The organism is Enterobacter cloacae complex sp. 309I3 (genome assembly GCF_050031595.1).
Taxonomy (GTDB): Bacteria; Pseudomonadota; Gammaproteobacteria; order Enterobacterales; family Enterobacteriaceae; genus Enterobacter; species Enterobacter cloacae.
Genome location: NZ_JBLGWI010000001.1, coordinates 1,321,327 through 1,346,984, shown reverse-complemented (window position 1 = coordinate 1,346,984; position 25,658 = coordinate 1,321,327). Strand labels below are relative to the sequence as shown.

General features: G+C 53.5%; 28 protein-coding genes. 17 read left to right on the top strand and 11 right to left on the bottom strand.

Translation table 11 applies throughout. The features are described 5' to 3' along the window. The first annotated feature begins 7 nt into the window (after positions 1–7). From rlpA to lipA, 6 genes are all read left to right on the top strand, one after another. Positions 8–1,120 carry an endolytic peptidoglycan transglycosylase RlpA gene (gene rlpA / locus ACQG22_RS06275; RefSeq protein ID WP_040020605.1) on the top strand — a complete coding sequence of 371 codons (1,113 nt, stop codon included), beginning with the start codon at positions 8–10 and terminating at the stop codon, positions 1,118–1,120. A 139-nt stretch (positions 1,121–1,259) separates the two neighbouring features. Beyond that, entirely contained in the window at positions 1,260–2,471 is a 1,212-nt protein-coding gene (gene dacA, locus ACQG22_RS06270) for a D-alanyl-D-alanine carboxypeptidase DacA (RefSeq protein WP_013097592.1), read from the top strand. A gap of 105 nt (positions 2,472–2,576) precedes the next feature. Next, positions 2,577–2,840, top strand: coding sequence for a DUF493 family protein YbeD (gene ybeD / locus ACQG22_RS06265; protein WP_003858718.1), 264 nt, complete (start codon positions 2,577–2,579; stop codon positions 2,838–2,840). Positions 2,841–2,934: 94 nt separating this feature from the next. After that, entirely contained in the window at positions 2,935–3,576 is a 642-nt protein-coding gene (lipB, locus tag ACQG22_RS06260; RefSeq protein ID WP_013097593.1) for a lipoyl(octanoyl) transferase LipB, read from the top strand. Between the two features lie 291 nt (positions 3,577–3,867). Then, positions 3,868–4,821: a YbeF family transcriptional regulator gene (locus tag ACQG22_RS06255; protein WP_013097594.1), complete on the top strand. Its 954-nt coding sequence runs from the start codon at positions 3,868–3,870 to the stop codon at positions 4,819–4,821. A 207-nt stretch (positions 4,822–5,028) separates the two neighbouring features. Further along, on the top strand, positions 5,029–5,994 hold the full coding sequence (gene lipA / locus ACQG22_RS06250) for a lipoyl synthase (RefSeq protein WP_013097595.1): 966 nt from the start codon (positions 5,029–5,031) through the stop codon (positions 5,992–5,994). Positions 5,995–6,075: 81 nt separating this feature from the next. Here the strand turns inward: lipA and tatE are convergent, their stop codons facing one another. Beyond that, positions 6,076–6,279 carry a twin-arginine translocase subunit TatE gene (tatE, locus tag ACQG22_RS06245; RefSeq protein WP_013097596.1) on the bottom strand — a complete coding sequence of 68 codons (204 nt, stop codon included), beginning with the start codon at positions 6,277–6,279 and terminating at the stop codon, positions 6,076–6,078. A 125-nt stretch (positions 6,280–6,404) separates the two neighbouring features. Next, complete coding sequence (locus ACQG22_RS06240; RefSeq protein ID WP_045902313.1) at positions 6,405–7,193, bottom strand: deaminated glutathione amidase; 789 nt, start codon at positions 7,191–7,193, stop codon at positions 6,405–6,407. 67 nt (positions 7,194–7,260) lie between these two features. On the opposite strand from ACQG22_RS06240, the gene crcB reads away from it, so the two are divergent. Continuing rightward, positions 7,261–7,644, top strand: coding sequence for a fluoride efflux transporter CrcB (gene crcB, locus ACQG22_RS06235; RefSeq protein ID WP_029882131.1), 384 nt, complete (start codon positions 7,261–7,263; stop codon positions 7,642–7,644). Between the two features lie 219 nt (positions 7,645–7,863). Here the strand turns inward: crcB and cspE are convergent, their stop codons facing one another. Together cspE and pagP are read right to left on the bottom strand one after the other, a co-directional pair. Continuing rightward, the gene (cspE, locus tag ACQG22_RS06230; protein ID WP_002439184.1) at positions 7,864–8,073 is read right to left on the bottom strand and encodes a transcription antiterminator/RNA stability regulator CspE; all 210 of its coding nucleotides are present in this window, start codon (positions 8,071–8,073) and stop codon (positions 7,864–7,866) included. 190 nt (positions 8,074–8,263) lie between these two features. Next, positions 8,264–8,881 (bottom strand): lipid IV(A) palmitoyltransferase PagP, encoded by a 618-nt coding sequence (gene pagP / locus ACQG22_RS06225; protein WP_155687007.1) that lies wholly within the window; start codon positions 8,879–8,881, stop codon positions 8,264–8,266. Between the two features lie 581 nt (positions 8,882–9,462). Between pagP and dcuC the strand changes: the two genes are divergently transcribed. Both dcuC and rna read left to right on the top strand, forming a co-directional pair. Further along, positions 9,463–10,830 (top strand): anaerobic C4-dicarboxylate transporter DcuC, encoded by a 1,368-nt coding sequence (gene dcuC / locus ACQG22_RS06220; RefSeq protein ID WP_020685657.1) that lies wholly within the window; start codon positions 9,463–9,465, stop codon positions 10,828–10,830. 93 nt (positions 10,831–10,923) lie between these two features. Then, positions 10,924–11,733, top strand: coding sequence for a ribonuclease I (rna, locus tag ACQG22_RS06215; RefSeq protein WP_013097602.1), 810 nt, complete (start codon positions 10,924–10,926; stop codon positions 11,731–11,733). Here the strand turns inward: rna and ACQG22_RS06210 are convergent. Further along, entirely contained in the window at positions 11,727–12,344 is a 618-nt protein-coding gene (locus ACQG22_RS06210; protein ID WP_013097603.1) for a flavin reductase family protein, read from the bottom strand. The two genes, rna and ACQG22_RS06210, sit on opposite strands and share 7 nt — an antisense overlap. A gap of 267 nt (positions 12,345–12,611) precedes the next feature. Between ACQG22_RS06210 and rnk the strand changes: the two genes are divergently transcribed. Continuing rightward, complete coding sequence (gene rnk, locus ACQG22_RS06205; protein WP_013097604.1) at positions 12,612–13,022, top strand: nucleoside diphosphate kinase regulator; 411 nt, start codon at positions 12,612–12,614, stop codon at positions 13,020–13,022. 107 nt (positions 13,023–13,129) lie between these two features. On the opposite strand, the gene ACQG22_RS06200 is transcribed toward rnk, so the two are convergent. After that, positions 13,130–14,368, bottom strand: a complete 1,239-nt coding sequence (locus ACQG22_RS06200; protein WP_369706363.1) for a zinc-dependent alcohol dehydrogenase — start codon at positions 14,366–14,368, stop codon at positions 13,130–13,132. Between the two features lie 180 nt (positions 14,369–14,548). Between ACQG22_RS06200 and uspG the strand changes: the two genes are divergently transcribed. Continuing rightward, a complete protein-coding gene (gene uspG / locus ACQG22_RS06195) occupies positions 14,549–14,977 on the top strand; it encodes a universal stress protein UspG (RefSeq protein ID WP_013097606.1) in 429 nt (142 codons plus the stop codon). A gap of 59 nt (positions 14,978–15,036) precedes the next feature. On the opposite strand, the gene ahpF is transcribed toward uspG, so the two are convergent. Both ahpF and ahpC read right to left on the bottom strand, forming a co-directional pair. Continuing rightward, the gene (gene ahpF, locus ACQG22_RS06190) at positions 15,037–16,602 is read right to left on the bottom strand and encodes an alkyl hydroperoxide reductase subunit F (RefSeq protein WP_013097607.1); all 1,566 of its coding nucleotides are present in this window, start codon (positions 16,600–16,602) and stop codon (positions 15,037–15,039) included. 188 nt (positions 16,603–16,790) lie between these two features. Continuing rightward, complete coding sequence (gene ahpC, locus ACQG22_RS06185; RefSeq protein ID WP_008501015.1) at positions 16,791–17,354, bottom strand: alkyl hydroperoxide reductase subunit C; 564 nt, start codon at positions 17,352–17,354, stop codon at positions 16,791–16,793. A gap of 638 nt (positions 17,355–17,992) precedes the next feature. Between ahpC and citR the strand changes: the two genes are divergently transcribed. From citR to ACQG22_RS06170, 3 genes are all read left to right on the top strand, one after another. Next, on the top strand, positions 17,993–18,892 hold the full coding sequence (citR, locus tag ACQG22_RS06180; protein ID WP_045902314.1) for a DNA-binding transcriptional repressor CitR: 900 nt from the start codon (positions 17,993–17,995) through the stop codon (positions 18,890–18,892). Positions 18,893–19,063: 171 nt separating this feature from the next. Next, a complete protein-coding gene (locus ACQG22_RS06175) occupies positions 19,064–20,287 on the top strand; it encodes a phosphoadenosine phosphosulfate reductase (protein ID WP_045902315.1) in 1,224 nt (407 codons plus the stop codon). Then, entirely contained in the window at positions 20,272–20,898 is a 627-nt protein-coding gene (locus ACQG22_RS06170; protein WP_013097610.1) for an IbrB-like domain-containing protein, read from the top strand. Before ACQG22_RS06175 ends, ACQG22_RS06170 begins: the two co-directional genes overlap by 16 nt. Here ACQG22_RS06170 and ACQG22_RS06165 read toward each other — a convergent pair whose 3' ends face one another. Beyond that, positions 20,899–22,059, bottom strand: a complete 1,161-nt coding sequence (locus ACQG22_RS06165) for a pyridoxal phosphate-dependent aminotransferase (protein ID WP_038418894.1) — start codon at positions 22,057–22,059, stop codon at positions 20,899–20,901. A 122-nt stretch (positions 22,060–22,181) separates the two neighbouring features. Between ACQG22_RS06165 and ACQG22_RS06160 the strand changes: the two genes are divergently transcribed. From ACQG22_RS06160 to ACQG22_RS06150, 3 genes are read left to right on the top strand one after another with little or no spacing between them, the layout of a single operon-like run. Continuing rightward, positions 22,182–22,796, top strand: a complete 615-nt coding sequence (locus tag ACQG22_RS06160) for a methylthioribulose 1-phosphate dehydratase (RefSeq protein ID WP_038418893.1) — start codon at positions 22,182–22,184, stop codon at positions 22,794–22,796. Beyond that, a complete protein-coding gene (gene mtnC, locus ACQG22_RS06155) occupies positions 22,793–23,482 on the top strand; it encodes an acireductone synthase (RefSeq protein ID WP_020685649.1) in 690 nt (229 codons plus the stop codon). The genes ACQG22_RS06160 and mtnC overlap by 4 nt, the downstream gene beginning before the upstream one ends. After that, entirely contained in the window at positions 23,479–24,021 is a 543-nt protein-coding gene (locus ACQG22_RS06150; protein WP_100168718.1) for a 1,2-dihydroxy-3-keto-5-methylthiopentene dioxygenase, read from the top strand. Before mtnC ends, ACQG22_RS06150 begins: the two co-directional genes overlap by 4 nt. A gap of 65 nt (positions 24,022–24,086) precedes the next feature. Here ACQG22_RS06150 and ACQG22_RS06145 read toward each other — a convergent pair whose 3' ends face one another. Further along, positions 24,087–24,557: an SRPBCC family protein gene (locus ACQG22_RS06145; RefSeq protein ID WP_020685647.1), complete on the bottom strand. Its 471-nt coding sequence runs from the start codon at positions 24,555–24,557 to the stop codon at positions 24,087–24,089. A gap of 43 nt (positions 24,558–24,600) precedes the next feature. Next, positions 24,601–25,617 (bottom strand): S-methyl-5-thioribose-1-phosphate isomerase, encoded by a 1,017-nt coding sequence (mtnA, locus tag ACQG22_RS06140; protein ID WP_114519091.1) that lies wholly within the window; start codon positions 25,615–25,617, stop codon positions 24,601–24,603. Positions 25,618–25,658: the final 41 nt, after the last annotated feature.

The following is a 25,658-nucleotide window of genomic DNA, read 5'->3' as shown; positions in this document are numbered from 1 at the left end:
GATCGGAATGCGTAAGCAGTGGCTGGGGATCTGCATTGCGGCAAGTTTACTTGCGGCGTGCACAAGTGATGATGGTCAGCAACAGGCAACCGTCGCGCCGCCGCAGCCTGCGGTGTGTAATGGCCCAATCGTTGAAATCAGCGGCGCCGATCCCGTTTATGAACCGCTCAACGCCAGCGCGAATCAGGATTATGAGCGCGACGGCAAAAGCTACAAAATCGTTCAGGACCCTTCCCGTTTCAGCCAGGCGGGTTTCGCCGCCATTTATGATGCGGAACCCGGGAGCAACCTGACGGCATCAGGAGAAGCGTTCGACCCGACGCAACTCACTGCGGCACACCCGACGCTGCCTATCCCAAGCTACGCGCGTATCACCAACCTGGCGAATGGCCGTATGATCGTGGTCCGCATTAACGATCGCGGTCCGTACGGTAACGACCGTGTGATTTCGCTGTCGCGCGCCTCCGCCGACCGCCTGAACACCTCGAACAATACCAAGGTTCGTATCGACCCCATTATCGTGGCACCGGATGGCTCGCTCTCCGGGCCGGGTACCGCGTGTACGACAGTGGCGAAACAGACCTACGCCCTTCCCGACCGTCCGAATCTTGACGGTGGCATGGGGAGCGTCTCATCGCCGGCCGAGCCTTCTCAGCCAGCAGGCGAAGTGCGTCCTATCAGCAACGACACGTTGCAAAGCGATGACAGCACTGGCGCACCGGTAAAGAGTAGCGGTTTCCTGGGGGCTCCAACGACCTTAGCCTCCGGCGTGCTGGAAGGCAGTGAACCTGCCCCGGCGCCTGTTGCCTCCCCCGTCGCGCAGCAGCCTGCCCCCGTCACCGCTCCGGCAACGACCCAGAGCGCAGCGGTAGCAGCGCCTGCTGCCGCTTCCAGCGGCGGCTTTGTCGTTCAGGTGGGCGCCGTCAGCGATCAGGCCCGCGCGCAGCAGTATCAACAGCGCCTGAGCCAGCAGTTTGGCGTTCCAGGCCGCGTTGAGCAAAACGGGGCTGTGTGGCGTATTCAGATGGGACCGTTTGCCAGCAAATCGCAGGCAGCGACCCTGCAGCAGCGTCTGCAAAATGAAGCGCAACTCCAGTCATTTATCGCTGTAGCGAAGTAATGTATCGGCGGCATCCGAATTGTCAGTTTGTGTAAAAGTCATTCACAAACTCATGCTTAAAGTCGGATGCCTGCCTGAATAGCATTTGCTATAGTAAGGCACTTTTTTTAATTCCATCACGGATGTCGTAGTTCTGACCATGAAGACCACTTTTTCTGCTCGTTTTGTGCAGCGCATGGCGCTGACCACGGCCCTTTGCGCTGCTGCGCTCTCCGCAGCTCACGCCGATGACCTGAACATCAAGACCATGATCCCTGGCGTTCCGCAAATCGATGCGGAATCCTACATCCTGATCGATTACAACTCTGGCAAAGTTCTGGCAGAACAGAATGCCGATGCCCGCCGCGATCCGGCCAGCCTGACGAAAATGATGACCAGCTACGTTATCGGCCAGGCGATGAAGGCAGGTAAATTTAAAGAAACAGACCTGGTCACCATCGGTAACGATGCGTGGGCAACCGGGAACCCGGTCTTTAAAGGCTCCTCTTTAATGTTCCTGAAACCGGGTATGCAGGTTCCTGTCTCTCAGCTGATTCGTGGTATCAACCTGCAGTCCGGTAACGACGCCTGTGTCGCCATGGCCGATTTCGCTGCGGGCAGCCAGGATGCGTTTGTGGGCCTGATGAACAGCTACGTTTCTGCGCTGGGCCTGAAAAACAGCCACTTCCAGACCGTTCACGGCCTGGATGCGGAGGGTCAGTACAGCTCTGCGCGCGATATGGCGCTGATTGGCCAGGCGCTGATCCGCGATGTACCGAACGAATACGCCATCTATAAAGAGAAAGAGTTTACCTTCAACGGTATTCGCCAGACCAACCGTAACGGCCTGCTGTGGGATAACAGCCTGAACGTTGACGGCATCAAAACCGGTCATACCGACAAAGCGGGTTACAACCTGGTCGCCTCTGCTACCGAAGGTCAGATGCGCCTGATCTCTGCCGTGATGGGCGGTCGTACCTTTAAAGGCCGTGAGACAGAAAGCAAAAAACTGCTGACCTGGGGTTTCCGTTTCTTCGAAACCGTGAACCCGCTAAAAGCAGGCAAAGAGTTTGCCTCTGAGCCGGTCTGGTTCGGTGATAACGATCGCGCCTCCCTGGGCGTGGACAAAGATCTGTACCTGACCATTCCACGCGGACGCATGAAAGACCTGAAAGCCAGCTACGTGCTGAACACCACCGAGCTGCATGCACCGCTGCAGAAAAACCAGGTTGTAGGCACCATTAACTTCCAGCTGGATGGCAAAACTATCGATCAGCGCCCGCTGGTTGTCCTGCAGGAAATTCCTGAAGGCAATTTCTTCGGCAAAATCATTGATTACATTAAATTGATGTTCCATCACTGGTTTGGCTAAAAATCGAACACTTGAAAGTGTGATTTTGATCCCCATATACTAAGTATCCTGATAACTCCCACCTGACGTGGGAGTTATTCTTTTTGACGTTACGCCGGAGCTGACATGAAAACCAAACTTAACGAACTGCTTGAATTCCCTACCCCATTTACTTACAAAGTAATGGGTCTGGCGAAACCTGAGCTGGTTGATCAGGTGGTTGAAGTGGTACAGCGCCATGCGCCGGGTGACTACTCTCCGTCAGTAAAACCAAGCAGCAAGGGCAACTACCACTCGGTATCCATTACCATTACCGCAACACACATTGAACAGGTTGAGACGCTGTACGAAGAGCTCGGCAATATCGAAATTGTTCGTATGGTGCTGTAGTCCCCCTGCGGTTACCCGGTTTGCCGGGTAACCCCTCTCCCCGCTGTGATATACTCCCCCTCATCTTTTGTCCCTCGTCTTCGGAGACGTCGTTTTGTATCAGGATAAAATTCTTGTCCGTCATCTCGGGCTGCAACCTTATGAGCCTGTCTCCCAGGCTATGCATGACTTCACCGACTCACGCGATGACACCACCCCTGATGAAATCTGGCTGGTAGAACACCTGCCAGTGTTTACGCAGGGGCAAGCGGGAAAAGCGGAACATTTATTGATGACGGGCGATATCCCGGTTATTCAGAGCGACCGCGGCGGGCAGGTTACGTACCATGGCCCAGGGCAACAGGTGATGTACGTTCTCCTGAACCTCAAACGCAGAAAGCTGGGCGTACGTGAACTGGTCACTCTGCTTGAGCAAACGGTCGTCAACACGCTGGCGGAATACGGTATTGATGCGCATCCGCGGGCCGACGCACCGGGAGTCTACGTGGGCGAGATGAAGATCTGCTCGCTGGGGCTGCGTATCCGTAAAGGCTGCTCGTTTCACGGGCTGGCTTTGAACATTAATATGGATTTGAAGCCCTTCCAGCGCATCAACCCCTGCGGCTATGCCGGGATGGAAATGACGCAAATGTGCCAGTGGGTTGATACGGCAACAACAGAAAATATCCGTCCTGTGCTTTTAGCTAATATGTTAGCACTACTTAACAATCCCCCACACGAATATATCACTGCTTAATATATTATACATTGTGGCTCGATAATTTGACGGGCCACGATTTAATTGCCGCTTTTACACTTTACAATAATCCGCAGATTCTATATTTTCGAAGCGCTCGAATATTACCGATCCATATTATTTAGCCTCCCGTCAGCGCTGCGTGCAGGACCTAAGTAACTTGCGTGATAATCACTCAACTGGTTGTTTTTGATAAACAAGTGAAACAAAACCAACACTTTACGAATCTCTACAAGCATAATAAATAAATTCAACTATCATTCATGTTGTGAATGTGTACGGAGTAAAAGCGTGGAGTATAATAATTTACCAGCCAAACGCCTGAATGAACCCGGTGGCGAAGACAAGCCGCAAATTTTTCGGACTTTACGTAATATTGATCTCAATTTATTGACTATTTTTGAGGCGGTATATGTCCATAAGGGTATCGTTAACGCTGCGAAAATTCTTAATCTCACGCCCTCTGCAATAAGCCAGTCAATTCAAAAGCTGCGCGCTATATTTCCGGACCCGTTATTTATTCGTAAGGGACAGGGTGTCACCCCCACGGCTTACGCCACGCATCTGCATGAGTACATCAGCCAGGGGCTGGAGTCGATTCTGGGCGCGCTGGATTTAACCGGAAGCTACGACAAACAGCGAACCATCACCATCGGCTGCTCTCCCTCTGTGGGGGTGTTGGTTATGCCTGCAATTTACCAGGCCGTAAAAGAGCATGCGCCGCAGCTGCTGCTGCGTAATGTACCGATCAGCGAACCTGACGTGCAGCTTGCCCAGTTCCAGACCGATTTAATTATCGACAGCGGCAGCTTCAGCGCCCGCGCGTTGGGGCAAAATGTCCTCTATGCCGACAACCTGGTGCTGGTCTGTCGCCAGCAGCATCCGGTGCTCAGCGAGCCGCTCACCATAGAAAATCTGCGTAACTACGATCACTCGTCATTTATGACGGAAGGACAGTCACATCATGCGCTGCGCCAGCGTATCGATGACATTTTCCCGGAGCGCCAGATAAGCTTCAGCAGTTACAATATGTTCACTACCGCGTCCCTGATTGGCAGCAGTGACATGCTCTGCATCATGCCTTCGCGCCTGTATCATCTGCTGCGGAAATGCTGGCCGCTGGAAAGTATTCCGCTCAGCCAGTTGAATGCAGAATCTATTGAGATTTCACTGCATTACAATAAGCTCAGTCTGCGCGATCCGGTACTTGAAAATGTGATCCGCATCATCCGCCAGGCCTTCTGACAGGTTGACGCAGCACAAGCCCCTGCCGCACGCAGGGCAAAAGGCACAAAACAACAACTATTTTACAAATTGGCGACCTGGCAGGCTGCTTTAACGACCGTTTCAATGATATACTGCCTGTCGTTCGTTCAAAAATAGTTGATAAATACAACATTCCCTTGAATTGAAACGCTTTCCTTCGATATTCGCAACTGGAACACGCACGCTATGAGTAAACCCATTGTGATGGAACGCGGTGTTAAATACCGCGATGCCGATAAAATGGCCCTTATCCCGGTTAAAAACGTGGCTACAGAGCGCGAGGCGCTGTTAAGAAAACCGGAATGGATGAAAATCAAACTTCCGGCCGACTCTTCGCGTATCCAGGGGATCAAAGCGGCGATGCGTAAGAATGGCCTTCACTCTGTATGTGAAGAAGCCTCTTGCCCGAACCTTGCTGAGTGTTTCAACCACGGCACCGCGACGTTTATGATTCTGGGTGCTATCTGTACCCGCCGTTGCCCGTTCTGCGATGTTGCTCATGGCCGCCCGGTGGCACCAGATGCAAACGAACCTCAAAAACTGGCGCAGACCATCGCTGATATGGCGCTGCGTTATGTGGTCATTACCTCCGTTGACCGTGATGACCTGCGTGATGGGGGTGCTCAGCACTTTGCTGACTGCATTACTGCCATTCGCGAGAAAAGCCCGAACATTAAGATTGAGACGCTGGTGCCGGATTTCCGTGGTCGTATGGACCGCGCGCTGGATATCCTGACTGCAACGCCACCAGACGTCTTTAACCACAACCTGGAGAACGTACCGCGTCTCTACCGTCAGGTGCGTCCGGGTGCTGACTACAACTGGTCCCTGAAGCTGCTGGAGCGTTTTAAAGAAGCGCATCCACATATCCCTACCAAGTCAGGTCTGATGGTCGGCCTTGGTGAGACCAATGACGAAATCATCGAAGTGATGCGCGATCTGCGTCGCCACGGCGTGACCATGCTGACGCTGGGCCAGTATCTGCAGCCAAGCCGTCATCACCTGCCGGTGCAGCGCTACGTTAGCCCGGATGAATTTGATGAGATGAAAGCGGAAGCGATGGCGATGGGCTTCACCCATGCTGCCTGCGGTCCGTTTGTGCGCTCCTCTTACCATGCCGATATGCAGGCAAAAGGCGAAGAAGTTAAATAACCCTGTAATATTCACTTACAGGAATACAAAAAAACCGGCCTGTTGAGCCGGTTTTTTTTCGCAAGCCTTAAGGCATTGCCGTTACTCTTTGTGAGAGAGCTTTTCAGCCGGAACGGTATCCTCGGCGCTTTTCTTCGCTGCCGCGTCATCGTCGTTCATCGCTTTCTTAAAGCCTTTGATGGCGGCACCCAGGTCACCACCCAGCGTGCGTAACTTCTTGGTACCAAACAGCAGGACGACCAGTGCGGCAACCACCAGCAGTTTGGTAATACTAATCTCACCCATAGATACCTTCTTTACTTAAAACAGGCTGCATTCAGCGTCAAAACCGGATCATATTAACGGTCATTTGGCGCGTGCACACAATAGCAACCTGTAACAAGGTGAATCAAGCATTGTTGAAAAAAACATCACAATAATTGCGGTGGCGCAAAACGTCGGTTGCGAAGAACAGGTAATTGCTGCCGTGCAAGCGCTATCCTTTCCGAAATTATCTCCGCCATCAGTAAAACCGGACCTTCCGCTGCGGCGGCAATCGTGACGCCCAGCGGGTCAATCACCCTGCTCTGCCCGATATTTTTATTGCCGCACTCCCCTGCCGCGACCACATAACAGGTGGTATCCAGCGCGCGCGCCGTAAGCAACGTGGCCCAGTGATGCTCTTTCAGCGGCCCTTTAACCCACGCGGCAGGCAGAACAAGCACATCCGCTCCCTGTAGTGCCAGGCTCAACGCCAGCTCAGGAAAGCGCAAATCGTAGCAGGTCATCAGCCCAATGTTTAAACCATCAACCGCGATCAGGGGCGGAACGCACTCCCCCGGGTCAACCAGGCGCGACTCCTGGATACTGAACGCATCATAGAGATGAAGCTTGGCATAGCTGGCGATGATGACGCCGCCACGGATGGCTACCAGTGTGTTAACTGCCCGGCCAGGGGTTGACGGCACATGGACCGTCAACATTGTGGTCATGTCATTACCCGCACTCTCGGCCAGTAATTGCTGTAAAAACGCGCCATCAAGCGGCTGCGCGGATTTCACCGACAAATCCGGGTCGTTATCATCGCGTGCCAGCAAGGCCTCCGGCAGCACCAGCAATGACCCCCCCTTCTGTTGTGCCTGTTTCATAAGCGAGACACACTGCGCCGCGTTCTCATGCCAGCGAGGCGTGACCGCAAACTGCCCTACCGCAACATACATATTTGTCCCCTGATTATAAACAGCGTTAAACTCGCCACTCTTACACATCAAATAGCAGGTATTTACAGTGTTACAACTCCTTTTAGCTGTTTTTATTGGTGGGGGGACGGGAAGCGTTGCGCGGTGGTTCCTGAGTATGCGGTTTAATCCACTGCATCAGGCGATTCCAATGGGAACACTGGCCGCAAACCTGATTGGTGCGTTTATCATTGGCATGGGTCTGGCCTGGTTTAACCGTATGACGCACATCGATCCCATGTGGAAAGTATTGATTACCACCGGGTTCTGCGGCGGTTTAACCACCTTCTCCACCTTTTCTGCGGAAACGGTGTTTTTGTTTCAGGAAGGCCGTATCGGCTGGGCGTTGCTGAACGTTGCGATAAATATGCTCGGCTCTTTTGCGATGACCGGGATCGCATTCTGGCTATTTTCTTCCGCCAGCCCCCACTAACTGCCGAAGCGTTAATGTTGGCTTAATTTTTCTCTGTCACTCTGGTGCCAATACAGAACGAGGGTGACAGAATGAAAGAGAGTTTGATGAGCGCAGGCGTGGTGTTGTTGAGCGTGCTGATCGTTGCCAGCTTCCTGAAGATGTATCTGCTTGGCTGATGCAAAACGAAAAAAACCCGCTCAGTGAGCGGGTTTTGAAATTCTTGCTGACGCGTCTGAATTACAGAGCGATTACGTTAGCAGCAGAAGGGCCTTTGGCACCGTTAGTGATTTCGAACTCTACACGCTGACCTTCAGCCAGAGTTTTGAAACCATTAGACTGGATTGCAGAGAAGTGTACGAACACGTCTTTGCTGCCATCTTCAGGAGTAATGAAACCGAATCCTTTGGACTCATTAAACCACTTAACGTTACCTTTAATCTTAGACATCAAAATTACCTTTACATTAAAAAACGACACAAATGCTGTGTCGGTTACCAGTACAACAATTGTGGGACCTTTTGTCCAGCGGATCTTTGATAAAAAGTGACTAAAGTCGCGTTAATTTTCGCTGGCGGATTTTTATCCCATATGAATCAACGACTGCGCATTTTTTCACCGCTTTGTCAGCTTTTTTCAGTTAAAACTGAAAACGCATCCAGGCGAAGTAAACGTTACCGTTGTTGTACGTACCGGGAATGTAGGTCATCTGGAACGTTGCAGGACCATAACCAATTGAGGCCAGCGGCAGCAGAACCGGAATGGGGATATAGTTCCAGTTGTCGCGTGCAGTCACCCCGGCGGTATAGCCCAGGCCAACGTGGAAGTTGTCGTCAGCTAACGGACGCCAGGTTTTCTCCCAGCCATAGCCACCGATCGGTTCCCATTTGTTAAAGGAGTCTTTAAAGGCCATCAGATAAATACCGTGCCAGTTGCCCTTTTCGTCCCAGCGCGACTGACCAAAACCTGCCCCCCACGGGCGCTCGTTATATTTATCGGTCTTTTCTTTGTCGTAGGCAAAGCGTGCATGCCAGGTGATGGCCGGCACGTAGAGATCATAGTGCTCTGGCGCATTCCAGGTCTGCGAAACATTATCCGTAAAGGTGGAGAACCAGCCCTTATCCGTCGCGTTCTCTTCAGCCTGTGCCACAGAAGAGAGCGTTAACTGTGCAAAAATAAACAGAAAAATGAAGAAAAATTTATTACGTACGATCACAATGCAATTACCATTCTTAGTATTCGAGGCAAAGTTTACCATACAATAGTTGAATGGAGCCTTAACGGCATCGGCATTACTCCTAATTAATCAGCCACTTTGCGAGAATATTCTGAGAGCGGCACGGTGGCCTGTTGAATAATCATCTCACGGGCGCGTTCAAACCTTTTTTAATAATGCCTACCGGTAAAAATAACCCTTCATTTAATATGGCTTCCAGGACAAACATAACGCCCTGTCTGCAAGGTATAAAGATTATCATTAGCCTCTACAGCCAGTGTTTTCGTGCTGCTCAGCCCCTTTCTCACGAAACGCTGTACGGACCCACTCACCAACGCGCACCGGCAGGAAAAGTCTTTTCCCCTCTTATTCAGGAACGTGTTAATATAGAATCAATAAATTAACAACTCATTAGCATTTAAATGACATACTCCACTGTTGTCACCGGTCAATACCCATATGTCATTATTGCCGTCACCATGGCAAAAATATCGCTAACATCTGCTTTAGTAGTATATTTATTGATTTTAATCAGCAAGGACTGGCCATTAATTCGGCACATTCTCATCCTTCTTTTTTATTGATTATTTGTGCTCTCGGGCAGCAAGGATACAGGGGAAATCATGCTTACGTTTTTCGAGCTCCTTATCGGAGTCGTCGTCATTGTCGGTGTAGCACGCTACATCATTAAGGGGTATTCCGCCACGGGCGTGTTATTTGTCGGCGGCCTGGCCTTGCTGATCGTTAGCGCCCTGATGGGTCACCAGGTCTTACCCGCCAGCGCAGCGAGCACCGGGTATACCGCCACAGACATTGTTGAATACATTAAAATTCTGCTCATGAGCCGCGGTGGCGATCTGGGCATGATGATCATGATGCTGTGCGGTTTTGCCGCCTACATGACCCATATTGGTGCCAACGATATGGTCGTGAAGCTGGCCTCCAGACCGCTGCAGTACATCAACTCCCCGTATCTGCTGATGGTGGCAGCCTACTTCCTTGCCTGTCTGATGTCGCTGGCCGTGTCGTCCGCCACTGGCCTGGGGGTGTTGTTAATGGCTACCCTGTTCCCGGTGATGGTTAACGTCGGCATTAGCCGTGGTGCAGCGGCGGCTATCTGCGCCTCTCCGGCGGCCATTATTCTCTCCCCTACCTCTGGCGACGTCGTACTGGCGGCGAAAGCCGCGGAAATGTCACTCATCGATTTCGCCTTTAAAACCACGCTGCCGATTTCCATTGTGGCTATCGTGGGCATGGGCATCGCGCATTTCTTCTGGCAGCGTTATCTCGATAAAAAAGAGCACATCAGCCACGAAATGATGGACGTGAATGAAATCACCACCACCGCCCCGGCGTTCTATTCCATTCTGCCGTTCACGCCTATCATCGGCGTGCTGATTTTTGACGGCAAATGGGGACCACAGCTGCACATCATTACCATTCTGGTTATCTGTATGCTGCTGGCCGCCATGCTGGAATTTATTCGCGGTTTCAACACTCAGAAGGTATTTTCTGGCCTGGAAGTGGCGTATCGCGGTATGGCCGATGCGTTTGCAGGCGTCGTGATGCTGTTGGTGGCGGCAGGCGTCTTCGCGCAGGGTCTGAGCACTATCGGCTTTATTCAGAGCCTCATCTCCATCGCCACGTCGTTCGGCTCTGCCAGCATTATCCTGATGCTGGTACTGGTGGTGCTGACCATGCTGGCAGCTATGACCACCGGTTCAGGCAACGCGCCGTTCTACGCCTTCGTTGAGATGATCCCAAAACTGGCACATTCTTCCGGTATTAACCCGGCTTACCTCTCCATTCCCATGCTGCAGGCGTCTAACCTCGGTCGTACCATTTCGCCGGTATCAGGTGTCGTAGTCGCGGTCGCCGGGATGGCAAAAATCTCGCCGTTCGAAGTGGTAAAACGCACGTCGGTCCCGGTGCTTGTGGGCCTGATCATCGTGATTATCGCAACCGAAGTGCTGGTTCCTGGCGCAGCCTGAGTAAAATGACCGATATCCAAAAAGCGCCTGCGGGCGCTTTTTGTGCTTTAATAACTTCCAGAAATCTATCGCGTTAACCCATCAGGAAATCACATGTTCAGGAAGGATATCGTTATCCCGTCTGGCGCCATGGCGCTTGCACTCTGTGTCTTCTCCGCGCAGGCGGATCCGCTCAAAGCCACGCAGTATGGCGATTTCGATCGCTACGTTCTGGCGCTTTCCTGGCAAACCGGGTTCTGCCAGAGCATGGCTGAACGTAACCGTAACGAACCCGAAGAGTGCCGTCTGCAAAAAGAGAGCAATAACAAGACCGATTATCTAACCGTACACGGATTATGGCCTGGCCTGCCAAAATCCATCGCCGCACGCGGCGTGGATGAACGCCGCTGGATGCGTTTTGGCTGCGCGACCCGCCCAATCCCGAACATGCCGGAAGCCAAAGCCAGCCGCAAATGCTCAGCCGCCGAAACCGGGCTATCACTGTCGGGTGCCGCAAAGCTGAACAGCGTCATGCCCGGGGCTGGCGGTAACTCCTGCCTGGAACGCTATGAGTACGCCAAACACGGCGTCTGCTTCGGCTTTGATCCTGACGCCTATTTCGGCACCATGGTGCGGATGAATCAGGAGATAAAAAACAGCGCGGTGGGTAAATTCCTGGCGGATAACTACGGTAAAACGGTAAGCCGTAAAGATTTTGATAACGCCGTGGCGAAAAGCTGGAGCAAAGACAACGTCAAAGCGTTCAAACTGACCTGCAATGGTAATCCGGCCTACCTGACCGAAATGCAGATCTCGCTTAAGGCCAGCACCATTAATAACCCGCTGTCTGCCGGCTCTTTTGCGCCACAGCCACATCCGGGTAACTGTGGCAAACAGTTTGTTATCGATAAAGTGGGTTACTGATCCACAATCGGGCGCACCATATCGAAGCGGTGTTCATCACTGATGCCATAATAGGCCGTCGGCCCACCCGCACGCAGGATGGGCTGCGCTTTCGCCGTCTGGTAGATCCCCTCTTCCAGCAGCGATTCGGCAATATGAATCCCCACCACTTCGCCCAGCACCAGCCAGGTGTCTACCGGCGTGCCGTCGGCGCCGGTCAGCTGAATACACTGCGACAGGCGGCACTCAAAGTTCACCGGACTCTCGGCCACGCGTGGCGCCTTTACAAGCTGGCTTGCCGCTGGCGTCAATCCGGAAAAAGAGAACTCGTCTTGATCGTGAGGCAGCGTAGCGGAGGTGAGATTCATCGCCTCAGCCAGATCGCGCGTGGCAAGGTTCCAGACAAACTCACCCGTTTCGTTAATATTACGCACGCTGTCTTTCCAGCCGTTGCTGGAAAAGCCAATAATCGGTGGGCGGTAGTTAAAGCAGTTAAAGAAGCTATACGGTGCCAGGTTGATCTGTCCTGCCTGGTCGCAGGAGGAGATCCAGCCAATCGGACGCGGACCAATAATGGCATTCAGCGGGTCATGCGGCAGGCCATGCCCCTGTGACGGTTGATAAAAGTACATAGCGCTCTCTTAATGAGGGTCAGACGCGAACTGCGTTTACCCACTATCCTGATTCAGAACGTTCAGCGTAACGCAATCCGCCAGAAATACAGACTGAATAAATTTCAGCGAAAATTCATATGGCCCATGAATGTGACCTCTATCACTTCAAAGTTGCGTGCGCAGACAGTATCATCGGGAGAGTTAAACCCTCGCTGCCAGACGGCGAGGGTTTTCTTTTGGATTGGTTTCTGCGTTACACGCAGCATTAACGACATGGAGTAAAAAATGTCCAGACCCACCATCATTATCAATGAACTTGACGCAGAACGTATTGACCGACTTCTGGAAAAACCAGAATTCGCCTCGCTCCCGGTTGCCGATGCCCTGAATGAAGAGCTCGACCGGGCGCAGATGTGTACCCCGGAGTCCATGCCGCATGACGTGGTCACCATGAACAGCCAGGTCAAATTCCGCAACCTGACAACGGGCGAAGAGTTAACCCGCACGCTGGTCTACCCGGCGCAAATGACCGACAGCAGCGCTCAGCTTTCCGTGCTGGCACCGGTCGGCGCGGCCCTGCTGGGCCTGCGTACGGGGGATACCATTCACTGGGAATTACCGGGCGGTGCCTCGACCCATCTGGAAGTGCTGGCGTTGCTCTACCAGCCAGAAGCGGCAGGCGATTACCTGCGTTAATCCCATCTGAACAAGCGCGACCCGCGTTGCACAGAGGATGCCTGCGCATCCTCTTTCCGCAGATTCACCTGGACGTCCTATATCGTGCCGCAGGTAAGGGAACCGTCTTAAACCCCCCCACCCGGAAACGCATTCACCAGCCCTTTAACCTGCTGTTCCGCCGCTTCCGGCGTTTCTGCACCGGGCACCAGAATCACCTTCCGGCACGCCTCCTCCCGTTTTTCAAAGATCCGGTAGGCGCGTTCGGCATCGTCCAGCGGCAGATAGTGGGTGACAATCTCCTCCGGCGTCAGCAGCCCCTTTTCGATCAGCGGTAACAACTCGCCAAGCCAGGCGTGGACGTGGGTCTGGCCCATCTTAAAACTGAGCCCCTTATCGAAGGCATCACCAAACAGGAAGCCATGGATAAAGCCCGCATACACGCCGGGCACGCTCACCACCCCGCCCCGTCGAACAGCAGCAATACACTGACGCAGCGCTTTACCGCTGCTGCCCTCAATTTTAAGGTTGCTGAGGATGGTTTCCGTGGTGCTGCCTTTGGCTTCAAACCCCACGGCATCAATGACGGCATCCACGCCGCGCTGGCCTGCGGTTTGCTCAATGATTTTTTCCGCTGCGTCGTTGTCTTCATCAAAGTTGATGGGGATGGCGCCGTAGCGCTCTGCGGCAAAACGCAGACGATACGGGTGATGGTCAACCACAAAGATCTGTTCGGCACCTAACAGCCGCGCGCAGGCGATGGTCAGTAACCCCACCGGCCCTGCACCAAAAACGGCGACGCTGGAGCCTTTTTCAATCTGGGCATTTTTCGCCGCCTGCCAGGCGGTAGGCAAGATATCGGAGAGGAACAGCGCTTTATCATCGGAGAGCAACTGAGGCACTTTGAACGGCCCGACGTTACCTTTGGGCACCCGAACGTATTCCGCTTGTCCACCGGGCACGCCGCCATAAAGATGGCTGTAGCCAAACAGCGCGGCGGGCGCGGGAATTTGCTTTTTATTCAGCGCGGCGCCCTGCCCGGCGTTGGTGCTCTCGCAGGCCGCGTACTGCTGCAGGCGGCAAAAGAAGCAGTCACCACAGGCGATGACAAACGGGATCACCACCCGGTCGCCTTTTTGCAGCGTCTTCACTTCCCTGCCCGTCTCCACCACTTCGCCCATGAACTCGTGGCCAAAAATATCGCCGTGCTCAACTTTGGGGATCTTCCCGCGGTAGAGATGCAGATCCGAACCGCAGATCGCCGTGGCCGTTACACGCAGGATAATATCGTCAGGTTGTTCAATAACAGGATCGGGGACATTCTCGACACGAACATGATGTGGACCGTGGTACGTGAGTGCTTTCATGCGACCTCCGAAAGGATCCGGGTAAGTATTTAAGGGTAGCGTTCCCTGACGACCTGCCCGGGATTAGCGGGCTTTTGAGATTTATCCTGGGAAAAACAGAAAAGTGCCGCAGCGCTTACAAAAACCATATTCATTTTATGGTTGAATGATTCCAGCGTTTATAAACAAGGAGAAACGGGTATGTATCAAAGAATTATTATGCCGGTTGATGTTTTTGAGATGGAGCTGAGCGACAAGGCCGTACGCCATGCGGAATTTCTGGCGCAGCAGGACGGGATTATTCATCTTCTACACGTGCTGCCGGGTTCTGCCAGCCTGAGTCTGCATCGCTTCGCCGCCGATGTACGCCGCTTTGAAGAGCATCTGCAGCACGAGGCGGAAAATCGCCTGCAAACGATGGTCGGGCACTTCACCATCGACCCTTCCCGCATTAAAACGCATGTCCGGTTTGGCAGCGTGCGCGATGCCGTTAACGAGCTGGCGAGCGAGCTGAACGCCGACGTGGTGGTTATCGGTTCACGCAATCCGTCCATTACCACGCATCTGCTGGGTTCAAACGCCTCCAGCGTTATCCGTCACACCCACATTCCGGTGATGGTCGTGAGATAAAAAAAGAGGCCACCTTCTGGTGGCCTCTCCTGGTGCAGGTGCAGTCTTACTGACTTTTATTATGCTGTTTTGGTGCGAATCAGGTAGTCGAACGCGCTCAGAGACGCTTTCGCCCCTTCACCGGTCGCGATGATGATCTGCTTGTACGGCACGGTAGTACAGTCGCCCGCCGCAAATACGCCCTTCACGCTGGTTTCACATTTGGCATCGATGATAATCTCGCCCATGCGGTTACGCTCAATGGCGCCTTCCAGCCAGGTGGTGTTTGGCAGCAGACCAATCTGCACGAAGATCCCCGAAAGCGGAACGCTGTGCACATCGCCACTGACGCGGTCGCGGTACTCCAGACCGGTGACTTTACTGCCGTCGCCCTTCACTTCCGTGGTCTGCGCATTCAGCACGATGTCGACGTTTTTCAGGCTGCGTACTTTATCCTGCAGTACCTGGTCTGCCTTCATCTCTGGTGCAAATTCCAGCAGGGTAACGTGTTCAACAATGCCCGCCAGGTCGATAGCCGCTTCAACACCGGAGTTACCGCCGCCAATCACCGCCACGCGTTTGCCTTTAAACAGCGGACCATCGCAGTGCGGGCAGTAGGTCACGCCTTTGGTGCGATACTGATCTTCACCCGGCACGTTCATGTTTCGCCATTTGGCACCGGTGGCAATGATAACACTGCGGGCTTTCAGCACCGCGCCGGAAGCAGTTTCAATCTGGTGTAAGCCACCTTCGACTGCGGCAGGAACCAGCTTGCTGGCGCTCTGGCTGTCGATCACATCCACTGCGTAATCATTGACGTGCGCTTTAAGTGCGCCAGCCAGTTTCTGGCCTTCGGTCTTCGGCACAGAGATGTAGTTTTCGATATCCACGGTATCCAGCACCTGGCCGCCAAAGCGTTCGCCCATCAGACCGGTACGAATACCTTTACGTGCGGAATAGACCGCTGCCGCGGCGCCCGCCGGGCCAGAGCCGACAATCAGTACATCATACGCATCGCGCTTGTTCAGCTCTTCTGCGGCACGTTTTTCGGCGCCGGTATCCACTTTGGCCACAATTTCGGACAAGGTCATACGGCCCTGGCCAAACTCCTGCCCATTCAGGAACACTGCCGGAACCCCCATCACGTTGCGATCGGTGATTTCGTTCTGGAAAGTGCCGCCATCAATTGCGGTGTGTTTAATACGCGGGTTCAGGACTGACATCAGGTTCAGCGCCTGCACCACGTCCGGGCAGTTGTGGCAGGAGAGTGAATAGTAAGTTTCGAAGGTGAAATCCCCGTCGATATCGCGGATCTGCTCCAGCAGCGCCTGCGCCTCTTTCGACGGATGCCCACCGGTCCACAGCAGAGCCAGCACCAGTGAGGTAAATTCGTGGCCCAGCGGTGAGCCGGCAAAACGCGGCCCCTGATCAGAGCCCGGGTTGGTGATCAGGAAAGATGGCTTACGCACCGCCAGATCGTTCGCTTCTTTGAAGGTCACTTTCGGTGACAGTTCGGCGATCTCCGCCAGCAGTTCCTTGATTTCTGCCGATTTAGCGCTGTCGTCCAGCGTGGCAATCAGCTCAACAGGTTTGGTCAGTTTCTCAAGGTATGCCTTGAGCTGGGTTTTCATTGTAGTGTCGAGCATTGTTCTTCCCTCTCTAAAAACGTCATCATGCAAGCTGCCTTATACGGGCGGCCTGAATGCAACTTGCATCATGGTGCTGGAATGAAATGGGCGCGGGGGGCGCCCATGGGTTGCCGGGTGGCACGTCGTTTACCCGGCCTACGATACTGTAGGCCTGTGCAAGCGCAGCGCCGCCAGACTTTACAGACTTAGATCTTGCCGACCAGGTCCAGAGATGGAGCCAGCGTCGCTTCGCCTTCTTTCCATTTCGCCGGGCACACTTCGCCTGGGTGAGACGCCACGTACTGAGCTGCTTTCACTTTACGCAGCAGGTCAGATGCATCACGGCCGATACCTTCAGCGGTAACTTCGATAGCCTGGATAATGCCCTGCGGGTCAACAACGAAGGTCGCACGGTCTGCCAGGCCTTCATCTTCACGCATGTTGTCGAAGTTACGGGTCAGGGCGCCAGTCGGGTCACCGATCATCGCGTATTTGATTTTCGCGATGGTTTCAGAGCTGCTGTGCCACGCTTTGTGGGTGAAGTGGGTGTCGGTAGAGACAGAGTACACGTCTACGCCCAGCTTCTGCAGTTCATCGTAGTGATCGGCCACGTCACCCAGTTCGGTCGGGCAAACGAAAGTGAAGTCAGCCGGATAGAAGAAGAACACGCTCCAGCGGCCTTCGGTATCTTTCTCAGTGACTTCAATGAATTCGCCGTTTTTGAACGCCTGGTTTTTGAAAGGTTTAATTTTGGTGTTAATCAAAGACATCTGTACTTCCTCCGTGTTTTCGTTGAGATGTAAGGTAACGAACTTTCGCTACATGGGCTAATGCGTTTGCTTTATCAAATCAATCAGCCATACCTAACAACCCGAACAAGACAACGTTGTGAACCCAATGAATAAAAGCCCGAAAGTAAAAAGGCCGCCCTGGTGGGCGGCCCTGATACCTGAACTTTCCACAGGAACTTTCAGTGCCAGTGAGACTGGCGTTGCGTTGCGCTCTACATACCTTTATATCAAGGTCGTTACAGCCCCCCGATTACAGCACTCGTGTCGGGACAGGGCAATGGATTGAAGGGATAATCATATCTATGGCTGTGATAGGTTTTACCAAACTAAGCATTCCCCTTCGCCGCTAATGCTCACGCCAGTAAAAATAAAAATGAGTGATAATTACTTGTCCATATATAAATCTGACTATTTTTATTCAGTTCTGTTTTCTATTTTAAAGGTAAAAATATCTTAACCATTATTGAAGTTCTATTTCATTAATCTACGTTCGTGATATATTAAGTTGGTTTTCAATCATAATTAAGCGAGCTAACCATCAAGGATGGTAAATGGTTACGTTCCTTCTATAGTTATCAGTGATGTGATAACGCAACGCAGCACACTCAGGATGAAACATGGCAAATCTTTACGACTTAAAAAAATTCGATCTCAATCTGCTGGTCATTTTCGAATGCATCTACCAACACCTGAGCATCAGCAAGGCAGCAGAAACGCTCTACATAACGCCTTCCGCGGTCAGTCAATCCCTGCAGCGGCTGCGTAACCAGCTGAACGATCCGCTGTTTATCCGTTCGGGAAAAGGGATCACTCCCACCACCGTCGGGGCAAATTTGCATCATCATCTTGAGCAAAACCTCAATCAGCTTGAGCAGACCATCAACATCATGCATGGCTCATCGCTCAAAAAGAATTTTGTCATCTACTGCCCGCAGGTTCTGACAACCGACAATCTGCTCAGCCCCATGAAGCTATTGATGCGAGAGCACAATTATGAAATAGAGCTTCATGACATGCTGCTGTCCGCGGATTCCGCAGAAGACCTGCTTGCCTACCGCAAAGCAGACTTAATTTTCTCCATTGCGCCTATCAACAATCGCTCAATGGTATGCGTTCCCTATGTTAATTACCGAATGATTCTGGTGTGCAGTCAGGATCACCCCCGCCTGCAGGAGACCGCTACCCTGGAAGAGCTGCAGAAAGAGAAGTTTACGATCTTCCTGAGCGATGAAGCGGGTGTGAAACACTATCAGTCAAAGACTGAGGAAGTGCATGCCGACAGGACAATCGGTTTTCGCTGCGACTCTCTCTTTTCAATCATGACCATGATCAGCGCATCGCATTTAGTGGGATATATCCCGGAAGTCCTGTATGAAAAATACCGTGACGTATTGCGACTGAAAAAAGTTGACGCACCCTTTACGCTGCCTCAAATGGAAGTCTTCATGGTTTATAACCGCTCAGCGCTTAACAGCTCGGTTTTCTCGAAGTTTGTTGAGCAGATTACGCAAAAATAAATCCGAATGGCTGTAATATTTACAGCCATTTCTCTCATCAAAATATAACCCTCATTTATAGATAATAAAAAATCTGCCTTTTTTGATTTACCTGCCTTTATTTTCACTACTATTATTCTCTCTCCTGCATTGACATGAACGTCCGGTATTTATTTCCAGGAGGAGTTGCCTTTGTCAATTTATAAGCATCCACTTAATCAAAATGTCCTTGACGCTGCCACAGAGCGCATAACATGGACGCTTGAGAATCTGCCAAGGGTCTGTGTTTCATTTTCTGGCGGAAAAGATTCCACCATTATGTTCCATTTAACGGCCCGACAAGCCCGAAAAATGGGAAAGAAAATCTGTCTGTTATTTATCGACTGGGAAGCACAGTTCACCTGTACCATTCAGCATGTGAATAACATGATCGTACAATACGCCGATGTGATTGAAAAATGCTGGTGGGTAGCGCTCCCGTTGACCACGCAAAATTCACTTTCACAATTCCAGCCCGAATGGCAGTGCTGGGAGCCGGGTAAAAACTGGGTACGCACGCCCCCGGAAGAGGCGGTAACCGATCCAGATTACTTCTCGTTCTACCAGCCCGGCATGACCTTCGAGGCCTTTGTTCGCGAATTTTCCGACTGGTTTGCCAAAAGGCGCCCGGCAGCAATGATGATCGGTATTCGTGCCGATGAATCCTACAATCGCTTTTTGACTATCGCCAACGCACGAAAGCAGCGCTTTGCCGATGACAAACCCTGGACCACCGTCGCCCCCGGCGGGCACGCCTGGTATGTCTATCCGCTTTATGACTGGAAAACCGCCGATATCTGGACCTGGTTTGCGAAAACAGGCGGGTGCTATAACCCGCTTTACGACCTGATGTTTCAGGCTGGCGTGCCGCCGCGCTATATGCGCATCTGTGAACCCTTTGGCCCGGAGCAGCGTCAGGGGTTGTGGCTCTATCATGTTGTGGAGCCCGAACGCTGGGCGGCGATGTGTGAGCGGGTAAACGGCGTGCACAGTGGCGGGGTCTACGCGGGGCAGGACAATCACTTCTATGGCCACCGCAAAATTCTGAAACCCGACGCGCTCAGCTGGCGGGAATACGCCATGCTGCTTCTCGACAGCATGCCGCACACCACCGCAGAACATTACCGCAATAAAATCGCGATCTATTTGCACTGGTACCAGAAGAGAGGCATGGCCGATATTCCCGACACCCAGGAGGGCGATATCGGCGCCAAGGATATCCCGTCCTGGCGACGCGTGTGCAAGGTATTACTCAACAATGACTACTGGTGCCGGGCGCTGTCATTCAGTCCGAACAAACCCAGGCATTACCAGCGTTACAGCGAACGGATGAAATCAAAACGCAAGGAGTGGGGGATCTTATGCAGCAGCAATTAATTAACGAGATGAAAAATTATCTTCAGTCTCTTCCCGAAGATAAACGCATTGAAGCCATTAACGCCTTTCGCCAGGCCATCCATGAAAATAGCCCTTTTCGCGAACAGCCTGTCGACTGCGTGCTGTGGATCAAACAGGACGAGATTACCGCGAACGATTACAACCCCAACAACGTTGCCCCGCCGGAAAAACGGCTGCTCTGTAAATCGCTGGAGATGGACGGTTTTACCCAACCCATTGTAGTGACGGAAAGTGAGGCCCGGCATTATGAAATTGTCGATGGCTTCCATCGGCATGAAATTGGGTCCAACCGGGCGGTATTAAAACGCCAGCTTAAAGGCTATCTGCCTGTCACCTGTCTGCGTAAAGAGCGGCAGAAAAAGTTCGACCGGATAGCGGCCACCATTCGCCACAATCGGGCGCGCGGCCGCCACCAAATTAATGCGATGTCCGATATTGTCCGCGAGCTGGTGCAGCTTGGCTGGGACGACGAGAGAATCAGTCAGGAACTGGGAATGGATAGCGACGAGGTATTACGCCTCAAGCAAATCAACGGCCTGCTGGAACTCTTTGCAGACCGCCGTTATTCAGAAGCCTGGACGGTCAAATAATCAGAGCGCGTTAAGACGCTCTGCCGCCGCCAGCAGCGTCGATTCCTGTTTCGCAAAGCAGAGACGAATCAGCTTATGCGGGAAGGGATCGGCGCAAAAGACGGATAACGGGATCGCCGCCACGCCCACCTCTTTGGTCAGCCACTGGCAAAAACTGACGTCGTCCAGATCGGAAATGGCGCTGTAATCGGCCAGCAGGAAATAGGTGCCTTCACACGGCAGGATCTCCAGACGGCTCTGACTCAGGGCACTCACAAACCGATCCCGGCGTGCGCGGTAAAATTCGGGCAGCTCACGGTAATGCTCAGGCTCAGCGCGCAGCATATCGGCCAGCGCCAGCTGGGCAGGCGTGTTCACCGCAAACGTCAGGTACTGGTGCACTTTACGCAACTCCGCGCTGATGGCCGCCGGTGCCACGCAGTACCCCACCTTCCAGCCGGTCATATGATAGGTTTTACCAAATGACGACACCGCCACAGCGCGCTCGCGAAGCTGCGGATGGGCCAGCACGCTGACGTGCCCTTCCCCGGCAAAGCAGATGTGCTCATACACTTCGTCGCTAAGAACATAAATTTCACGTTCCGCAATGGCCTGCCACAGCGCGGCGAAATCGCACTTCTGCCACACCGTCGCCGACGGGTTGTGTGGTGTATTCAGAATGACCAGCCGGGTTTTGTCGCTCAGCAGCGCAGCAAACGCCTGCCAGTCGGGGCGAAAATGCGGCGGCTGTAATGCCACGCGCTTCACCACGCCGCCGGACAGTTCGATGGCAGGCGCATAGCTGTCGTAGCTTGGGTCAAAGCAGATAACCTCATCGCCCGTGCGAACCAGCGCGGTGATGGCCGCATACAGTGCTTCGGTCGCACCTGCCGTCACCGTAATGTCGCTGTTGGCATCCGGTTGATAGCCATAGCATTCCGCCGTTTTATCCGCAATGGCGTCACGCAATGCCTGCACGCCGGTCATCGGCGCATACTGATTCGCCCCCTGGGCAACGTGCCAGGCCAGACGCTCCTGCAAATAGCCTGGACCATCAAAATCCGGGAACCCCTGCGAGAGGTTAATGGCGTTGTGCTTCTGGGCCAGAGCGCTCATCTGCGTAAAGATAGTGGTGCCCAGGTTGGGAAGTTTGCTTTGCGGAATCAATGCGTTATTGCTCATTGTGGGGTGCCTGCTTGTAATACTTATGTTGCTGCCACTATAACACGATGTTAGTCTTTGGCAATCAAGACGCTTAGACGTCTAAACAATATGAATATTCCTGACCGAGAGGGTAAAAGGAAATGACAGACAACCTGCAACTCACGCAACTGGTCGAAGCCTGCCGCTGGATTGGTACCAAAGGCTGGGCCCCCGCCACCGGCGGCAACATGTCGGTACGTCAGGATGAAAACCTGTGCTGGCTCAGTGAATCCGGCAAAGACAAAGGCAGCCTCACGCCGGATGATTTTCTGCAGGTGGAGATCGCCACCAATCGCGCCCCCTCTGGCCGTAAACCTTCGGCCGAAACCGGGTTACACACGCTCATCTATCGTCTTTTCCCGGAGGCCAACGCCGTACTGCACGTCCACACGGTGAACGCCACGGTGCTCTCGCGGCTGGTGAAAGAGGCGGAGTTGCACATCAGCGGCTTTGAGATGCAAAAATCCCTCACCGGGCAGACCACGCATCTGGCTACGGTTGCCATTCCGGTATTCGATAACGACCAGGATATAGACGCCCTCGCTTCGCGAATCGCCCATTACGTGCAGGAGCGCCCGCTTAATTATGGTTTTCTTCTGCGCGGCCATGGCTTAACCTGCTGGGGACGTGATGTGGCCGAAGCCCGCCGTCATCTGGAAGGATTGGAATTCTTATTTGAATGCGAAATGCGTTTACGACAACTGGAGAAGATATGATTCGCGCGATTGTGACGGATATTGAGGGAACCACCAGCGATATCCGTTTTGTCCATGATGTTTTGTTCCCTTATGCGCGTGAGCGTCTGGCGGCCTTCGTCACCGCCCAGCAGTACGCCGAGCCGGTCAAATCGATTCTGGACAACCTGCGCGATGAAATCGACACTCCGCACGCCAGCGTCAGCGATCTTATCGAGACCCTCTTCACCTTTATGGATGAAGACCGTAAATCGACGGCGCTGAAGGCCCTGCAGGGAATTATCTGGCACGACGGTTACGTCAACGGCGACTTTACCGGCCATCTCTACCCGGACGTGCTGCCGGCGCTGGAAAAATGGAAAGCGCAAGGCATTGATCTCTATGTTTATTCCTCTGGTTCCGTCGCTGCGCAGAAACTGTTATTTGGCTACAGCGATGAAGGTGATATTACTCATCTGTTCAGCGGCTACTTTGATACCCATATTGGTGCCAAGCGTGAGGTGCAGTCTTATCAGAATATTGCGGCGCAGACGGGCATCGCCCCGTCGCAGATCCTGTTCCTGTCGGATATCCATCAGGAGCTGGACGCTGCTGAACAGGCCGGTTTTCGCACCCTGCAGCTGATTCGCGGTGATGATGACGGTGCAAGCCACCATCATCAGGTTCACCAGTTCGACGAGATTAACCCGGAGCAGATCCCTTCATGAGCGCATTAACCATTTATTCCGATAAAGACGCGAGTAAGCACCTGTGGCACAGCACCGACGCCGCCGAGATCGCCCAACAGCTCAACGCCAAAGGCGTGCGTTTTGAACGCTGGGCGGCTGACCGTGATTTAGGGCGCGACCCTGCCCCAGAAGTGGTCATTGACGCTTACCAGCATGCCATCAACAAGCTGGTCGCGGAGAAAGGCTATCAGAGCTGGGATGTGATCAGCCTGCGCGCCGACAACCCGCAAAAAGAAGCGCTGCGCGCGAAATTCCTCAACGAGCACACCCACGGCGAAGATGAAGTGCGCTTTTTCGTGGAAGGCGCGGGATTGTTCTGCCTGCACATTGGCGATGAGGTGTATCAGGTGCTGTGCGAAAAAAACGACCTGATTTCGGTGCCAGCGGGCACACCGCACTGGTTTGATATGGGCTCAGAGCCAAACTTTACGGCCATCCGTATATTCGATAATCCGGAGGGCTGGGTGGCGCAGTTTACCGGTGATGCGATTGCGGAAGCGTATCCGCGTCTGGCATAGGTGAAAGCATTGCTCCCTCTCCCTGTGGGAGAGGGCTGGGGTGAGGGCACCAGGCCGCTCTATCTTCAATGCTTCAATCCCTTCACATACCCCACCAGCTGATCCAGCACGATCCCCCAGCCTTCATGGAAGCCCATCTGTTCATGCTGCTCACGGATTTCTTTCGTGGGATGGCGCGCAATCGCCGTATAGCGGGTTTTGCCCTCCCCAAGATCTTCCAGCAACAAAATCGCCGTCATAAACGGCTTTTCGGCTGGTTTCCACCCTTCGGTATAGCCGTCGGTAAAGACCAGCTTTTTACCGGGATCGATTTCCAGGAAAACACCTTTATTGTCCATTTTTTGCCCGTCCACGTCGAAAACGGTATTGAACCGTCCACCCACGCGCAGGTCGAGGTCGCATTCGGTCACTTTATGGGGGGCAGGAATAAAGAAGTTTTTGATGTGCTCTGGCGTCGTCCAGCAAAGCCACAGCAGGTCGCGCGGTGCATCCACCACGCGTTCCAGTTTTAAGTCTGTTTCGGGATCGAGCGTCACGATGTTGTCCTCTCAGGGGAACCCCTTACAAGGATAGCCGGACTCAGGCGAATTTCCCGTTTGCTACCGCTTCCGGCGTGACCACGCCCGTATCCAGTACCCAGCCGCTTATCAGCGAGGCTGGGGTGACGTCAAACGCCGGGTTGTAAACCTGCGCATTTTCCGGTGCCCACTGTACCGCGCCGAAGCTTCCCGCCACGCCCGTCACTTCACTGGCCGCGCGCTGCTCAATCGGGATCGCCTCACCGTTCGGGCACGCCGGGTCGAGGGTGGTTTGCGGGGCGGAGACATAGAACGGAATGCCGTGAAATTTCGCCAGCACCGCCAGAGAATAGGTGCCGATTTTGTTCGCCACATCGCCGTTGGCGGCAATACGATCTGCCCCCACCCACACGGCATCCACCTCCCCTTTTGCCATCAGGCTGGCGGCCATGGAGTCGGTAATCAGCTGATACGGCACGCCCAGCTCGCCGAGCTCCCACGCGGTCAGCCTGCCGCCCTGCAGCAGCGGACGGGTTTCATCCACCCAGACGTTGCTGACGTTGCCCTCCTGATGTGCGCGAGCAATAACACCCAGCGCAGTGCCGACGCCTGCGGTCGCCAGACCGCCAGTGTTACAGTGGGTCAGCAAGCGGCTACCGGGCTTCACCAGCGCGCTGCCCGCTGTCGCAATGGCGTCACAAAGCTGCCTGTCTTCGTCAATCAGTCGCAGAGCTTCCGTCACCAGCGCCGGAACGAAATCTTCCTGCCAGAGCGCCTGCTTCATGCGGTCGAGATTGTTCATCAGGTTGACCGCCGTTGGGCGGGCAGCGCGCAGCGTTTCCAGCGCCAGCGCCAGCTCGTCGCGGCTTTTCCCCTTTTCCGCCAGCAGCGCCAGCAGCAGACTTGCAGAGAGACCAATCAGCGGCGCACCGCGCACCCTAAGGGCGTGAATATGCCCCACCAGCGCCTCAACCGTTGAGGCGTCAAGCCAGCGTTTCTCCTGCGGAAGGGCCTGTTGGTCGAGAATAAAGAGCTGATTATCCGCCACCCGCAGGCTGGTCGTCTGTAATGTCTGCATGTCGTTAATTCCCTGTTGCGTTGTTGTAGCACATTGTGTCA

Excerpts from the sequence above, each read along its gene's own strand:
- ACQG22_RS06160 (WP_038418893.1), top strand. The coding sequence starts at position 22,182 with ATGACAGACAACCTGCAACTCACGCAACTGGTCGAAGCCTGCCGCTGG.
- ybeD (WP_003858718.1), top strand. The coding sequence starts at position 2,577 with ATGAAAACCAAACTTAACGAACTGCTTGAATTCCCTACCCCATTTACT.
- ACQG22_RS06210 (WP_013097603.1), bottom strand. The coding sequence starts at position 12,344 with ATGTACTTTTATCAACCGTCACAGGGGCATGGCCTGCCGCATGACCCG.
- mtnC (WP_020685649.1), top strand. The coding sequence starts at position 22,793 with ATGATTCGCGCGATTGTGACGGATATTGAGGGAACCACCAGCGATATC.
- cspE (WP_002439184.1), bottom strand. The coding sequence starts at position 8,073 with ATGTCTAAGATTAAAGGTAACGTTAAGTGGTTTAATGAGTCCAAAGGA.
- rnk (WP_013097604.1), top strand. The coding sequence starts at position 12,612 with ATGTCCAGACCCACCATCATTATCAATGAACTTGACGCAGAACGTATT.
- lipA (WP_013097595.1), top strand. The coding sequence starts at position 5,029 with ATGAGTAAACCCATTGTGATGGAACGCGGTGTTAAATACCGCGATGCC.
- ACQG22_RS06200 (WP_369706363.1), bottom strand. The coding sequence starts at position 14,368 with ATGAAAGCACTCACGTACCACGGTCCACATCATGTTCGTGTCGAGAAT.
- ACQG22_RS06150 (WP_100168718.1), top strand. The coding sequence starts at position 23,479 with ATGAGCGCATTAACCATTTATTCCGATAAAGACGCGAGTAAGCACCTG.
- ACQG22_RS06240 (WP_045902313.1), bottom strand. The coding sequence starts at position 7,193 with ATGTATGTTGCGGTAGGGCAGTTTGCGGTCACGCCTCGCTGGCATGAG.
- mtnA (WP_114519091.1), bottom strand. The coding sequence starts at position 25,617 with ATGCAGACATTACAGACGACCAGCCTGCGGGTGGCGGATAATCAGCTC.
- rna (WP_013097602.1), top strand. The coding sequence starts at position 10,924 with ATGTTCAGGAAGGATATCGTTATCCCGTCTGGCGCCATGGCGCTTGCA.
- rlpA (WP_040020605.1), top strand. The coding sequence starts at position 8 with ATGCGTAAGCAGTGGCTGGGGATCTGCATTGCGGCAAGTTTACTTGCG.
- ACQG22_RS06170 (WP_013097610.1), top strand. The coding sequence starts at position 20,272 with ATGCAGCAGCAATTAATTAACGAGATGAAAAATTATCTTCAGTCTCTT.
- uspG (WP_013097606.1), top strand. The coding sequence starts at position 14,549 with ATGTATCAAAGAATTATTATGCCGGTTGATGTTTTTGAGATGGAGCTG.
- ACQG22_RS06165 (WP_038418894.1), bottom strand. The coding sequence starts at position 22,059 with ATGAGCAATAACGCATTGATTCCGCAAAGCAAACTTCCCAACCTGGGC.
- dacA (WP_013097592.1), top strand. The coding sequence starts at position 1,260 with ATGAAGACCACTTTTTCTGCTCGTTTTGTGCAGCGCATGGCGCTGACC.
- ahpC (WP_008501015.1), bottom strand. The coding sequence starts at position 17,354 with ATGTCTTTGATTAACACCAAAATTAAACCTTTCAAAAACCAGGCGTTC.
- tatE (WP_013097596.1), bottom strand. The coding sequence starts at position 6,279 with ATGGGTGAGATTAGTATTACCAAACTGCTGGTGGTTGCCGCACTGGTC.
- citR (WP_045902314.1), top strand. The coding sequence starts at position 17,993 with ATGGCAAATCTTTACGACTTAAAAAAATTCGATCTCAATCTGCTGGTC.
- dcuC (WP_020685657.1), top strand. The coding sequence starts at position 9,463 with ATGCTTACGTTTTTCGAGCTCCTTATCGGAGTCGTCGTCATTGTCGGT.
- pagP (WP_155687007.1), bottom strand. The coding sequence starts at position 8,881 with ATGGTAAACTTTGCCTCGAATACTAAGAATGGTAATTGCATTGTGATC.
- ahpF (WP_013097607.1), bottom strand. The coding sequence starts at position 16,602 with ATGCTCGACACTACAATGAAAACCCAGCTCAAGGCATACCTTGAGAAA.